Annotated in this window: 14 protein-coding genes; 4 read left to right on the forward strand and 10 right to left on the reverse strand. The window is 64.0% G+C overall.

All coding sequences use genetic code 11. The features are described 5' to 3' along the window. The first annotated feature begins 170 nt into the window (after nucleotides 1-170). Nucleotides 171-824 (forward strand): fructose-6-phosphate aldolase, encoded by a 654-nt coding sequence (gene fsa / locus QM996_RS15810; RefSeq protein WP_173517736.1) that lies wholly within the window; start codon nucleotides 171-173, stop codon nucleotides 822-824. Nucleotides 825-874: 50 nt separating this feature from the next. On the opposite strand, the gene QM996_RS15815 is transcribed toward fsa, so the two are convergent. After that, nucleotides 875-2,008, reverse strand: a complete 1,134-nt coding sequence (locus QM996_RS15815) for an AAA family ATPase (protein ID WP_500268277.1) — start codon at nucleotides 2,006-2,008, stop codon at nucleotides 875-877. A 62-nt stretch (nucleotides 2,009-2,070) separates the two neighbouring features. Beyond that, nucleotides 2,071-2,994 (reverse strand): GNAT family N-acetyltransferase, encoded by a 924-nt coding sequence (locus QM996_RS15820; RefSeq protein WP_500268278.1) that lies wholly within the window; start codon nucleotides 2,992-2,994, stop codon nucleotides 2,071-2,073. 134 nt (nucleotides 2,995-3,128) lie between these two features. Between QM996_RS15820 and QM996_RS15825 the strand changes: the two genes are divergently transcribed. Together QM996_RS15825 and QM996_RS15830 are read left to right on the forward strand one after the other, a co-directional pair. Continuing rightward, entirely contained in the window at nucleotides 3,129-4,064 is a 936-nt protein-coding gene (locus QM996_RS15825; RefSeq protein WP_483500308.1) for a tyrosine recombinase XerC, read from the forward strand. Nucleotides 4,065-4,159: 95 nt separating this feature from the next. After that, nucleotides 4,160-5,257 carry a TraB/GumN family protein gene (locus tag QM996_RS15830; protein WP_500270331.1) on the forward strand — a complete coding sequence of 366 codons (1,098 nt, stop codon included), beginning with the start codon at nucleotides 4,160-4,162 and terminating at the stop codon, nucleotides 5,255-5,257. Between the two features lie 27 nt (nucleotides 5,258-5,284). Here QM996_RS15830 and QM996_RS15835 read toward each other — a convergent pair whose 3' ends face one another. Next, nucleotides 5,285-5,773, reverse strand: a complete 489-nt coding sequence (locus QM996_RS15835) for a DUF2867 domain-containing protein (RefSeq protein ID WP_500268279.1) — start codon at nucleotides 5,771-5,773, stop codon at nucleotides 5,285-5,287. A 221-nt stretch (nucleotides 5,774-5,994) separates the two neighbouring features. Between QM996_RS15835 and QM996_RS15840 the strand changes: the two genes are divergently transcribed. Further along, entirely contained in the window at nucleotides 5,995-6,489 is a 495-nt protein-coding gene (locus QM996_RS15840) for an acyl-CoA thioesterase (protein WP_500268280.1), read from the forward strand. A gap of 137 nt (nucleotides 6,490-6,626) precedes the next feature. On the opposite strand, the gene lpdA is transcribed toward QM996_RS15840, so the two are convergent. From lpdA to odhB, 7 genes are all read right to left on the reverse strand, one after another. Next, complete coding sequence (gene lpdA / locus QM996_RS15845) at nucleotides 6,627-8,033, reverse strand: dihydrolipoyl dehydrogenase (protein WP_500268281.1); 1,407 nt, start codon at nucleotides 8,031-8,033, stop codon at nucleotides 6,627-6,629. 24 nt (nucleotides 8,034-8,057) lie between these two features. Further along, nucleotides 8,058-8,810 carry a Rossmann-fold NAD(P)-binding domain-containing protein gene (locus QM996_RS15850; protein WP_500268282.1) on the reverse strand — a complete coding sequence of 251 codons (753 nt, stop codon included), beginning with the start codon at nucleotides 8,808-8,810 and terminating at the stop codon, nucleotides 8,058-8,060. Beyond that, the gene (locus QM996_RS15855; protein WP_500268283.1) at nucleotides 8,807-9,322 is read right to left on the reverse strand and encodes a hypothetical protein; all 516 of its coding nucleotides are present in this window, start codon (nucleotides 9,320-9,322) and stop codon (nucleotides 8,807-8,809) included. Before QM996_RS15855 ends, QM996_RS15850 begins: the two co-directional genes overlap by 4 nt. A 2-nt stretch (nucleotides 9,323-9,324) precedes the next feature. Next, nucleotides 9,325-9,966, reverse strand: coding sequence for a LysE family translocator (locus QM996_RS15860; protein WP_500268284.1), 642 nt, complete (start codon nucleotides 9,964-9,966; stop codon nucleotides 9,325-9,327). Further along, nucleotides 9,963-10,388 (reverse strand): VOC family protein, encoded by a 426-nt coding sequence (locus tag QM996_RS15865; RefSeq protein ID WP_500268285.1) that lies wholly within the window; start codon nucleotides 10,386-10,388, stop codon nucleotides 9,963-9,965. The genes QM996_RS15860 and QM996_RS15865 overlap by 4 nt, the downstream gene beginning before the upstream one ends. Before the next feature lie 31 nt (nucleotides 10,389-10,419). Continuing rightward, on the reverse strand, nucleotides 10,420-10,821 hold the full coding sequence (locus tag QM996_RS15870; protein ID WP_500268286.1) for an MAPEG family protein: 402 nt from the start codon (nucleotides 10,819-10,821) through the stop codon (nucleotides 10,420-10,422). 155 nt (nucleotides 10,822-10,976) lie between these two features. Beyond that, the gene (gene odhB, locus QM996_RS15875; RefSeq protein WP_500268287.1) at nucleotides 10,977-12,215 is read right to left on the reverse strand and encodes a 2-oxoglutarate dehydrogenase complex dihydrolipoyllysine-residue succinyltransferase; all 1,239 of its coding nucleotides are present in this window, start codon (nucleotides 12,213-12,215) and stop codon (nucleotides 10,977-10,979) included. Between the last annotated feature and the right edge of the window lie 4 nt (nucleotides 12,216-12,219).

Consider the following 12,219-nt stretch of genomic DNA (forward strand, 5'->3'; position numbering starts at 1 on the left):
CCTTGCCACGTGTTTCGGTTAAAGAAAACTGCGCTGCGAACCGCAGCCTTGCAGGCCGCAGGGTTTGTCACGGTTCCACCAGAGTTTCAACGCGCGCGATCTCTGCCAACGGAATTCCTCCCCGGTAGATATGCGCCCGAACGGCAATCGTGCCCCAAGGGAGTGACTCCATGAAATTTTTCGTTGATACCGCCGACGTCAAGGAAATCCGCGAGCTGAACGATCTCGGCCTTCTCGATGGCGTCACCACCAATCCGTCGCTGATCCTGAAGTCGGGCCGCGACATCACGGAAGTCACCAAGGAAATCTGCTCGATCGTCGAAGGCCCGGTTTCTGCTGAAGTGACTGCAACCGAATACGCCGAGATGATGAAGGAAGCGGCCGTTCTCTCGAAGATCGCCGACAACATCTGCATCAAGCTGCCGCTGACGCTCGACGGCCTCAAGGCCTGCAAGGCGCTGACCTCGGACGGCCACCAGACCAACGTGACGCTGTGCTTCTCGGCCAACCAGGCCCTGCTCGCCGCCAAGGCCGGCGCGACCTTCGTTTCGCCCTTCGTCGGCCGTCTCGACGACATTGCCTTCGACGGCATGGACCTGATCCGCGAAATCCGCCACATCTTCGACAACTACGGCTATGAGACCGAGATCCTCGCAGCCTCGATCCGCACCGTGAACCACGTCAAGGAAGCCGCGCTCATCGGTGCCGATGTCGTTACCGCGCCGCCGGCAACGCTCAAGGCACTGGTCAAGCATCCGCTGACCGACAAGGGCCTCGAAATGTTCCTGGCCGACTGGGCCAAGACCGGCCAGAAGATCGCCTGATCATTCAGGAGCGACCAGAAACCCCGCAGCGATGCGGGGTTTTTTGTTGCCTACTCATCGTCGTCCATCAGCCCCGTCAGCCGCATGCCGTCGATCCAGGTGGCGCTGTCCTTGCGGATCACCCGGCGCGGACGGATGCCGCAGCGCTGGCGCACTTCCTCCGCCAGTCTTTCCGAATGGGTGACGATCCAGATCTGGCTCTCGCGCGAGGCGCTGGCGATCATGTCGGCAAGTGCCGGCAGCATGTCCGGATGCAGGCTGGTTTCCGGCTCGTTCAGTGCGATGAAGCGTGGGCGGCGATAGGAAAGCAGCGCCGCCGCCAAGGCCAGGAAGCGCATCTGTCCGTCGGAAAGCTCGCGCGGCGAAAACGGCCGGTTGGAAAAATCCGGAAAGACCAGCGAGAATTCGGCGAACTGGCCGGGATCGGGAACATCGAGATGGGCGCCGCCGAAGGCATCGGCGATGGCGCGATCGAGATCGACCGTATCCTGACGTGTGTGCCGAAGCGTCGCGAAGACCGCGGCCATGTTGACGCCGGTCTCGTCGAGCATCGGCGCCGTGACGGCGAGGCACGGCAACCGCAGGGGCGAATCGCGATCGGTGCGGAAGCCATGGAAGAACCGCCACTGATCGACCGCGCGGCGAAAGGTGCCGACCTCCGGATAGTGGCCGGCGTCGCCGAGCAGCGAGATCGCTGTCTCCGAGGTCAGTGCCGTTTCTGGATAGTCCTCCATCCGCCCCCGCTCGCCGCGCACGAAGATACCGGGACCGGACCGCTTCATCATCGTCACCGGCCGGCGGCCCGTTTCGACCGTCAGCTCCTCTTCCTTCACCTGGGGCTCATAGGCAAAACCGGCTGCAGCCTTTGGCGGGCGCAGCCCGGCCTCGATCCGGTAGCGAAAGGTGATCGCCCGCTCCTCGTCCAGAAGCTCGGTCTCGAGCCGGATGCGCGCCGGCTTGTCGGCACGCCGACGGCCGCTCCAGAGCGCCGACGACATGCCGCCCTCTTCGGCGATCTCGCGCGCCAGCGTCCCACGCGTCGCCGACTGCACGAGCTGAAGCGCCCGATAGAGATTGGACTTGCCGACGCCGTTCTCGCCGATGAACAGGTTGACCCCGGTCAGATCCATGCGGATCGACTTCAGCGAACGATAGTTTTCGGCAAACATGGATTGTAGCAGCATAGGTCAAGACCTAGCCGATCCGCCGCCTGGCGTGAAGCCGGCAGACATGGCGCTGCTGATCGCTAGACCCCGGCCGCGACTTGCAGCCTGGGCTGGAACGCCGCGTCTGCGTCCATGGCCAGATCGAAGACAGTGTGCCGCTCGAGCGCCTTCGTCACCTCGCCAGACTCGCCCTCCAGCGCCTCCGGCGGGATGAGGTTGCCAATGCGGAAATCGAAGAGATCGCCCTTCTTGTTGAGCAGTTCGTGGAACACGGTCATGTCGCGCAGTTCCGTCGACCATTTGGCGAACCAGTAGAATAGGCCAGAATTGCGGGCGCTCATGTGCACCGGCAGGATCGGCAAGCCGTATTTCCGTGCAAAGCCCACGGCAGACGTCTTCCACGGCCGCTCGTTGAGGCATCCGTCCGCCCAATAGGCGATGCGCCCGGAAGGAAAGAGCACCGTCGCCTTGCCCTCACCGATCGCCCGATTGGTCACCTGCAGCGTCTCGCGGGCCTTCAGCTTGCTCTTATATTCTTCGCGCCATTCGACCGGGATGACCATCTCGACGAAGCGCGGATTGACGCGGATGGCGTCGCGATTGGCGAAGAACATCATGTCCGGTCGCCGTGTCTTGAGCAGGTCGAAGACCGCGATACCGTCGGCAATGCCGGTCGGATGGTTGCTGACGAGCAGGAAACCGCCCTTGGCCGGAATGCGTTCGGCCCGGTCGACCCGCACCTCCAGCGAGAGAAGCGAACTCAGATGTTCGAAGGCCTGAAAGCCAGGCATGTTGGCGACCGCATCGGCGAACTCGTGTGCCTTGCGGTAATTCAGCAATGCGTAGAGAAAAGGCCGCAGCAGCGGCCATAGCGGACTCTTGACGATGCGCTGCCCGCGCTCGGCAATCAGGGTGTCGACGATGTGACCAGGCTGCCCCTGTGAGACCAGGGCGATTACTTCAGCAAAATGCGCGAATCCGTTCACCGAATCCCGTCCCGCCATAGTCCCATCCGATTCTTTCCGGCTGACCATCGCAATTCTATATGATCGAAGAATGACAGATTCCAAGGGCGCATTAGCAAAAACATAAGACGCGTCAGGGCATTGTCGCCGATGGACCAACTTGGGAAGCGACAATGAACGAGCTCCTCGTCATCGGCCATCCGGAACTCCTTGCCGAACGCCAACGTTGGCTCGATGGGCTCATGCGAGAGCGCCGCCTCTCGGACAACACCGTCGAGGCCTATGAGCGCGACACCCGCCAGTTCCTGACGTTCCTGACCGGGCATCTGGCCGGGCCGCCGCGGCTTTCCGATATCCGGACGCTCAGGCCGGCGGACCTGCGCGGCTTCCTCGCCCAGCGCCGCAAGGGTGGCGCAGGCGCACGAACGCTCGGCCGCGGGCTCGCGGGATTGCGCTCGTTCCTCCGCTTCCTCGAACGCAATGGTCTCGCCAATGCGGCCGGTGCAACCGCGGTGCGCTCGCCGAAGCAGCCGAAATCCCTGCCGAAACCGCTGACCGATCGTGAAGCGCTCAATGTCGTGACCTCGGAGGCGCAGCTTGCCGAGGAGCCTTGGATTGCGGCGCGCAATGCCGCGGTGCTGACCCTGCTCTACGGCTGCGGCCTGCGCATTTCCGAAGCGCTTGGGCTGACATCGGGCGATTTCGCCGGCGGGCCCTCGTCGCTGCGCATCGTCGGCAAGGGCGGCAAGACGCGGCTCGTGCCGCTGATTCAGGCTGCACGTGACGCCGTCGCCGCCTATATCAAACTCTGCCCATATCGGCCCGCGGCCGATGAGCCGTTGTTTCGCGGAGCGCGCGGCGCCAAGCTGCAGCCGGCGATCATCCAGCGCGAGATGCAGAAGCTGCGTGGCGCCCTCGGCCTGCCGGACACGGCAACGCCGCATGCCCTGCGCCACTCCTTCGCCACCCATCTGCTCGCCGGCGGCGGCGATCTCCGGACCATTCAGGAACTGCTCGGCCACGCCAGCCTGTCGACGACGCAGGTCTATACCGGTGTCGATTCCGCAAGGCTTCTGGAAATCTATGATCGCGCCCATCCGCGCGCCTGATTTTCGGCGAAACCTTGGATTAACCATGCCCTTTAAGGAAGCCGTGACCGGCCCGGGCCTAGGGTTGAGAAGCGTCCGTCCGTCGGGGAAGAATGATGACAGCCTTTGCGAGACCTGATCGAAACCTGCACCGCAGCCTGCTTGCGCGGGTTACTGACGGCACGCTGTGGCTGATCGCCCTGCTGCACGTCGCCCTTGCGGCTTGCCTTGTCGTTGCCCTCCTCTTCGTCGCCGAAGCCGATGCCCAGGACGCCGACCAGGATGGGGAATGCGGCGGTTCGAACGTCCTGACCGCGCTTGCCAAGTCGGATCCGACAAAATTCGCCGCGCTCGAAGCGGAAGCCGCCGCCGTGCCGAACGGCAAGGGCATCTTCTGGAAGATCGAGAAGGACGGTATCGCGCCCTCCTGGCTGCTCGGCACCATGCACGTCACCGATCCGCGCGTGCTGGCATTGCCGGCCGAGGCGCCGGCCGCCTTCGAGGCAGCCTCGACTGTCATCGTCGAATCGGACGAGATCATCGACGAAAAGAAGTCGGCCGCTGCGATCCTGATGCACCCCGACCTCACCATGTTCCCGGACAACAAGACGATCGCCGACTTCCTGAAGCCCGCTGACCGTGAGCAGCTCGAAGCGGGTCTCAAGGCACGCGGCATTCCGTTGACGCTGGTTGCGCGCATGAAACCATGGATGATCGCGAGCTTCGTGGCCTTGCCTGCCTGCGAGATCACGCGAAAGGCGGCGGGCGCCTCCTTCCTCGACAAGAAGATCGCCGAGGATGCCGTCGGCCGGGGCAAGGCGCTCAAGGGTCTGGAGACGCTGATCGAGCAGCTCTCGGCGATGGATTCGCTGCCGACCGAACTGCATCTGCGCGCGCTCATCGAGACGCTGGCGCTCGGCAAGACGATCGACGACGTCTTCGCGACGATGACCGATCTCTATCTCGCGGGCGACACAGGCATGATCATGCCGATGATGAAGGCCGTTGACACGACCTCCAGCGAGGATTTCGGTTATGCCGATTTCGAACAGCGCATCATCGTCGAGCGCAACAGGACGATGGCGACGCGCGCCGAACCGATCCTGATGGACGGCGGTGCGTTCATGGCGGTCGGGGCGCTGCACCTTCCGGGCAAGGAAGGCCTCGTAGAACTCCTGCGTGCCCAGGGGTTCATTCTCACGCGCGCCAACTGACTGGCGGGCGTTCAAGCCAGAGACTGATCAGCCAATCATGCCGCCTGGACCGGCAACGCCGGCAAGCAGCGTCGGCACGATCACCTTGTGAAACGGCGTGACCGCCGCGAGGTAAACCCGCCCGAGCGTATTGTGCCGCCGAACGAGCGTCGTGACGCCGACGATCTGGTTGACCGCGGACCCTGCCCTGACATCGACGATGATGCGAAAATCGAGATGCTTGTCGTCAAAGCCGAGCACCACTTCGTCATCGGTCTTCGACAGCACCGGAAACGCTCCGACCAGGCCGAAACGGCCGGACCTCGGCGCCGCCGATTTCAAGCCGACGAGGGACACCATGCGATTGCGCAGGCGCAACAGCTCGCGAATCCATCGTGGCGAGCGGCCAAGCGAACGTTCGGCCGCTTCCGCGGCGGTCACGCCCTTGCCGTCAAGGGCGAGCTCGAAACGGTCGGCCCAATCGGCCTCCGGCAGATGCCGGTTCGGCAACGAAACGGCCACGGCTCTCGGTTTCATGTTCCCTCCTTACCCCTCGGCGACGCTGGTCATCTGAAGCGAAAAACATGATTGCGCCCTCCACCGTCGCCGCACAGACCGCCGCTTGTCGCAGCCCCTCGGGCCAATCGTCACACCTCGTCTCACGCCCCATCGGCCACGAGTCTACGCACTCTTCCATTCGCGGCGACAAGCTGCATAACTCTGGTGTGAAGCCGCCAATCGCATCAAGGAGACAAACTATGGAAACCAGCCACGACCCGCGCGAGCTCGAGATGGTCGTCCTGATGACGCCGGACATGGCGAATTTCAGCGGCAAGGTCCACGGCGGCGCGCTGCTCAACCTCCTGGACCGCGTGGCGTTTTCCTGCGCCTCGCGCTATTCGCAGCAATATGCGGTGACGCTTTCGGTCGATCAGGTGATCTTCCGCCAGCCCATCCACGTCGGCGAGCTCGTCACCTTCCGCGCCGCGGTCAACCATGCCGGTCGCACCTCGATGGAAATCGGCATCCGGGTCGAGGCCGAAAACATCCGCAGCGGCGAGCGCCGCCACACCAATTCCTGCTATTTCACCATGGTCGCGGTCGATGCCGATGGCAGCCCGACGCCCGTTCCTCCGCTCGTCACGGACACCACCGACCGTAAGCAACGGCAACGCGCGGCCGAGGCGCGACGCAGCCTCAGGCGCGAATTCGAGGAGCGCTTCCACGCGATCCGGTCTGCTTCTGAGGAGTAAGATCGCCGGCATCGGACGACGTCGCTGGCGGCAATGTCAGTGCGCGCCGACGCGGCATGGGTCGGCAACGGCAGCCGGCAAGTCGAAACGCGCGGCCGGAATGAGGGGGCCGCTCGCCGCAGCCCCCTGCAAAATCATCACATATGGATCGGCTTGAAGAAAGTCGACAGAGCCGCTTCCTTGACCGCTTCCGACATGGTCGGATGCGCATGGCAGGTGCGGCCGAGGTCTTCCGACGAGCCGCCGAACTCCATCAATACGGCGATCTCGTGGATCATCTCGCCGGCGCCGAAGCCGACGATATGGCCGCCGAGCACCCGGTCGGTTTCCTTGTCGGCGAGGATCTTCACGAAACCGTCGGTGGCAAGCATCGCGCGCGCACGGCCATTGGCGGTGAAGGGGAACTTGCCGACCTTGTAGGCAACGCCGGCGGCCTTCAGCTCTTCCTCGGTCTTGCCGACGGAGGCAACTTCCGGCTGGGTGTAGACCACGCTCGGGATGACGTCATAGTTCACGTGGCCGGCCTGGCCTGCCAGGATTTCCGCAACGGCGACACCTTCATCCTCGGCCTTGTGGGCGAGCATCGGGCCGCGCACCACGTCGCCGATCGCGTAAACGCCGGCAACGCTCGTCTGGTAGTGATGGTCGATCTCGACGCGGCCGCGCTGGTCCATGACGACGCCGGCCTTGTCCAGGCCGAGGCCATCGGTGTAGGGCTTGCGACCGGTGGCGATCAGCACGACATCGGCGTCGAGCGTCACGGCATCGCCGCCCTTGACCGGCTCGAAGGTCACCTTGGCGCCCTTGCCGTCCTTGACGACGCCGGTCACCTTGGCGCCGAGCTTGATGTCCATGCCCTGCTTGGCAAGCATGCGCTGGAACTGCTTGGCAACTTCGCCGTCCATGCCGCCGAGGAGGGTATCGAGATATTCGACGACCGTGACCTTGGCGCCGAGGCGGGCCCAGACCGAGCCGAGCTCGAGGCCGATGACGCCGCCGCCGACGACGATCATGTGCGCTGGAACCTTTTCAAGCGCGATGCCGCCCGTGGACGAGATGATCACCTTCTCGTCGATGTCGACCTTTACGCCCGGGATGCCCGCCACGTCGGAGCCGGTGGCGATCACGATGTTCTTGGCTTCGAGGATCTGCTCCTCACCCTTGTCGTTGGTGACCGAGACCTTGCCCTGGCCGAGCACCTTGCCGGTGCCCTGGATGCCGTCGATCTTGTTCTTCTTGAACAGGAACGAAACGCCATCGACGTTCGACTTAACGGTCGCGTCCTTGTGAGCCATCATCTTTTCGAGGTTCAGCTTCGGTGCTGCGACTTCGACGCCGAGCGCATCCACGCCATGGGCGACATGCTGGAACATCTCGGAAGCATGCAGCAGCGCCTTCGACGGGATGCAGCCGATGTTCAGGCAGGTGCCGCCATAGGTCGCGCGCTTCTCGACGACGGCCACCTTCAGGCCGAGCTGGGCCGCCTTGATGGCGCAGACATAGCCGCCGGGGCCGCTGCCGATAACGATGAGATCATAAGCCATTAGAATATCCTTCCTTCAGGGCGGTTACCGCCCGCCACTGACATTGAGAATTGCTCCCGTCACATAAGTCGCCTTGTCCGACAGGAGGTAGAGAACCGCGTCAGCGACTTCCTCGGCGGTGCCGGGTCGCTGAACGGGAATGGTGGAAGCGAGATCGCGTGCCCGGTCCGGCAGACCACCGGAGGCGTGGATCTCGGTATCGATGATGCCGGGGCGTATCGCGTTGACGCGAATGCCCTCGGTCGCAACCTCGCGCGCGAGGCCGACGGTAAAGGTGTCGATAGCGCCCTTCGATGCGGCATAGTCGACATATTGCCCCGGCGAGCCGAGCACCGCGGCGACCGAGGAGATGTTGACGATGACCCCGCCCTGGTGACCATAGCGCGTCGACATGCGCCGGACCGCTTCCGCCGCACAGCGAATGGAACCGGTGACGTTGATGCGGAACATGCGCTCCAGTCGGTCGACGGACATTTCGTCCACCCGCTCGGTCGGCCCGACGATGCCGGCATTGTTGACGAGGCCGTCCAGGCGGCCGAAAGCCGTATCGACGGCAGCAAACATCGCCTGGATATCCGCTTCAGAGCCGACATCGCCCTGAACCGCGATCGCCGTGCCGCCTTCCCGCTCGATCGCGCCGACGACAGCATCGGCGGCTTTTCGGTTGCTTGCATAGTTGACGGCGATGCGCCAGCCGGCCTTGGCGGCGCCGAGGCCGATCGCCGCGCCGATGCCGCGGCTGCCACCGGTCACGAGGAGAACGGGGCGTACGCTCATGCGGCGCATCCCTTGAGGGTGAAGGAATCCCAGCTATCGGCCTCCGCCTTGCCCTTGCCCCAGGCGCTGGACGCCCTGAGCGACGGGCCGAAATCAGGAAGCAGCAATTGCTCGGCCGCCGGCTCGGTCTCGGCCGGGATCTCGCTGATCGCTCCGGCCTTGTTTAGCGCGTAGACGACGCCCTGCCAGACGGTGCAGGCGCGCAGCTCCTCACCGGTCGCGTCCCCTTCCGGGCAATTGTGCATGATCAGCCCCGTCGCGCGCTCCGGCTCGCCTGCCGGCATCACGACGCCGTCGAGCAGCAGACCGGCTTTCAGCACCGCCACCTTGAAGTGGTTGCTGGTCGCCGCGCTTGCCGAGCCGACCGGTTCGAAACGCAGTTCGTAGCCGCCGTCGCGATCGCCATAGATCGCATGCGACTGCTTGCAGTCGGCAGCGATCGCCGGTGCGGCGAGTGCAAGGCCGAGCAGAGCCGGACCAAACAATGTCGGAACGAAACGACCGGGAACCATGATCAGGCGGCCTTCTCCGTCGCGAGCTTGAGGCCGAGGGCGATGAAGACCACGCCGCTCATGCGGTCGATCCACTTGCTGGCGCGGGTGAAGGCGGCGCGCATACGCGGCGTCGTCATGAACAGACTGACGCCGACGAACCAGAGGATCAGGCAGGAAGCCATGACCAGACCGTAGCCGAACTTGATGAGAATCGGCGTGTGGGCGCTGACGACGGTCGAGAAGATCGACAGGAAGAAGAACACCGGCTTCGGGTTGAGCGCGTTGGCGGCGAAGCCGAGGCCGAAGGCCTTCGCGGCAGACTGGCTCTTGGCGGGTTCCGCGCCTTCCGCGCGCTCGACCTTGATCTCCGTCTGACCGGCACGCAGCGCCTTGATGCCGATATAGATCAGGTAAGCGACGCCGCACCATTTGACGATGTTGAACAGGTAGATCGACTGCGAAATGATCAGCCCGAGACCAAGGATCGTATAGGTGACATGGAACATCAGCGACGTACCGATGCCGAAGGATGTGATGATGGCCGGGCGGCGGCCATGCACGATCGACTGGCGCATGACCATGGCGAGGTCGGCGCCGGGCGAGACGATGGCGAAGGCGAAGATCGCCATCAGCGAGGCAAGTTCAAAGAGATATTGGCTCATGGTTTTGCGACCGGTGCGTTGAAGGCCCAGACGTGGCCGAAGGGATCCTGGATGCGCGCGTAGCGTGCGTGCCAGAAGGTATCCTGCGGCTCCAGCACTGTCGATGCCCCTGCGGCAATCGCCCTGTCATAGGCCGCGTCGACATCGACAGCCGCCGGCAGGTTGATGCTGATAGCGACACCGGTGCCGCCGATCGTCTCGGGCGAGAGCACGCTGCCGCCGAATTCGGGAAATTCGTCATGCAGCATGATCTCCCCGCCGAACACCGACAGATTGGAATGCATTACGCGCTTACGATCCTCCGCCAACTGGCAAAAGGTGTGTTGCGCTCCGAAGGCCTTCTCGTAGAAAGCAATCGCCGCCATGCCATCCTTGACGCAGAGATGCACCTGGATCGGCGGTACATTGGGTTCGAATGCCATGCCAGTCTCCTCTTGCCTTGCCGCAGGGATGCTATGCCATGAGCCGGACGACCATCAGCAACAGTGCAATGATCGACACGAACCAGACGATGGAGCGCAACACGGGAACGCCTGCCACGTAGAGGATGATGTAGGCCACCCGTGCCAAAATCCAGGTTAGGGCGCCAATGGCACCGAGGCCGCCGGTCTTCCCAGTCACCGCCAGTGCAAGCGCAAGGGCAACGAAGGCAGGATTGGTTTCCAGCATGTTGCGAAGCGAGCGCAGGAGACGTCCCGCCACGAAGCTCTTCGACACGCGCTGCTCATCACGAGGTCCGAGCAGGTACTTGACGCCGAGGTCGAGCGACAGCGCCTGCGCCAGGATGTGGACGATCAGCAGCACGACGCTCCAGCCAAGCACCCAGATTTCAGTCGACGCTGCCGCGGCTTCCATCAGCCCTCGCAATCTCAGGATCAATCCAGATCGGTATCACGACCCCGCCGGGGCAAGTCTCCTCGGCAAGGGCGGCGACGAACGATCATTCGCCGTCTCCGACCGACATGAGGATAGACGCGGGCGCGCAGAGGCGCCCGCGTCTGTTGCCAAGATTAGAGATCGAGAACCAGACGCTCCGGATCCTCGAGGCTTTCCTTGACGCGGACGAGGAAGGTCACGGCTTCCTTGCCGTCGACGATGCGGTGATCGTAGGAGAGCGCGAGGTACATCATCGGGCGGATGACGACCTGGCCGCCGATGGCGACCGGACGGTCCTGGATCTTGTGCATGCCGAGAATGCCCGACTGCGGCGCGTTCAGGATCGGCGAAGACATCAGCGAACCATAGACGCCGCCGTTGGAGATCGTGAAGGTGCCGCCCTGCATGTCGGCCATCGACAGTGCGCCGTCACGCGCGGCCTTGCCGAGACGACCGATGTCCTTCTCGATCTCGGCGATCGACATCTGGTCGGCATCGCGAACGATCGGAACGACAAGACCCTTGTCCGTGCCGACGGCGACGCCGATGTGGCAGTAGTTCTTGTAGATGATGTCGGTGCCGTCGATCTCGGCGTTGACCGCCGGAATTTCCTTCAGCGCGTGGGTAACGGCCTTGGTGAAGAAGCCCATGAAGCCGAGCTTCACGCCGTGCTTCTTCTCGAAGATGTCCTTGTACTTGTTGCGCAGCGACATGACCGCGCTCATGTCCACCTCGTTGTAGGTGGTCAGCATGGCGGCAGTGTTCTGCGCATCCTTGAGGCGGCGCGCGATCGTCTGGCGCAGGCGGGTCATCTTGACGCGCTCTTCGCGAACGACGTCCTCGGCCGTCGACGGCGCGCGGGCCTGGACCTTGGCCGGCTCTGCGGCGACCGGTGTCGAGATGCCCTTGGCGACGGCCGCAAGCACGTCGCCCTTCAGCACCTGGCCACGCTTGCCCGAACCGTCGACCTGGTCGGCCGAGAGGTTGTTTTCGGCGAGCAGCTTGGCGGCAGCCGGTGCCGGCGGCATCGACGAGGCGGCGGGAGCCGCAGCAGCGACCGGGGCAGCCGGAGCGGCAGCAGCCGGCTCGGCCTTCTTCTCAGGCGCGGCAGCCGGGGCTGCCGCAGCAGCGCCGTCACCAGCGGCGATCTGGCCGAGCAGCGCGCCGAGACCGACGGTCTCGCCGGCCTGCGCGACGATTTCGGAAAGCGTACCGGCTGCAGGGGCCGGCACTTCGATCGTCACCTTGTCGGTTTCGAGTTCGAGCAGGGGTTCGTCGGCCTTGATGGCATCGCCGACCTTCTTGAACCAGGTGCCGACGGTCGCTTCGCTGACGGATTCGCCAAGGGTGGGAACGCGGATTTCTGTTGCCATGATT

The organism is Sinorhizobium chiapasense (assembly GCF_045277575.1).
GTDB lineage: Bacteria > Pseudomonadota > Alphaproteobacteria > Rhizobiales > Rhizobiaceae > Ensifer > Ensifer chiapasense_A.

Bases quoted from the DNA above. Each gene is read 5' to 3' on its own strand.
- fsa (WP_173517736.1), top strand. From the start codon at position 171: ATGAAATTTTTCGTTGATACCGCCGACGTCAAGGAAATCCGCGAGCTG.
- QM996_RS15815 (WP_500268277.1), bottom strand. From the start codon at position 2,008: ATGCTGCTACAATCCATGTTTGCCGAAAACTATCGTTCGCTGAAGTCG.
- QM996_RS15820 (WP_500268278.1), bottom strand. From the start codon at position 2,994: ATGGCGGGACGGGATTCGGTGAACGGATTCGCGCATTTTGCTGAAGTA.
- QM996_RS15825 (WP_483500308.1), top strand. From the start codon at position 3,129: ATGAACGAGCTCCTCGTCATCGGCCATCCGGAACTCCTTGCCGAACGC.
- QM996_RS15830 (WP_500270331.1), top strand. From the start codon at position 4,160: ATGACAGCCTTTGCGAGACCTGATCGAAACCTGCACCGCAGCCTGCTT.
- QM996_RS15835 (WP_500268279.1), bottom strand. From the start codon at position 5,773: ATGAAACCGAGAGCCGTGGCCGTTTCGTTGCCGAACCGGCATCTGCCG.
- QM996_RS15840 (WP_500268280.1), top strand. From the start codon at position 5,995: ATGGAAACCAGCCACGACCCGCGCGAGCTCGAGATGGTCGTCCTGATG.
- lpdA (WP_500268281.1), bottom strand. From the start codon at position 8,033: ATGGCTTATGATCTCATCGTTATCGGCAGCGGCCCCGGCGGCTATGTC.
- QM996_RS15850 (WP_500268282.1), bottom strand. From the start codon at position 8,810: ATGAGCGTACGCCCCGTTCTCCTCGTGACCGGTGGCAGCCGCGGCATC.
- QM996_RS15855 (WP_500268283.1), bottom strand. From the start codon at position 9,322: ATGGTTCCCGGTCGTTTCGTTCCGACATTGTTTGGTCCGGCTCTGCTC.
- QM996_RS15860 (WP_500268284.1), bottom strand. From the start codon at position 9,966: ATGAGCCAATATCTCTTTGAACTTGCCTCGCTGATGGCGATCTTCGCC.
- QM996_RS15865 (WP_500268285.1), bottom strand. From the start codon at position 10,388: ATGGCATTCGAACCCAATGTACCGCCGATCCAGGTGCATCTCTGCGTC.
- QM996_RS15870 (WP_500268286.1), bottom strand. From the start codon at position 10,821: ATGGAAGCCGCGGCAGCGTCGACTGAAATCTGGGTGCTTGGCTGGAGC.
- odhB (WP_500268287.1), bottom strand. From the start codon at position 12,215: ATGGCAACAGAAATCCGCGTTCCCACCCTTGGCGAATCCGTCAGCGAA.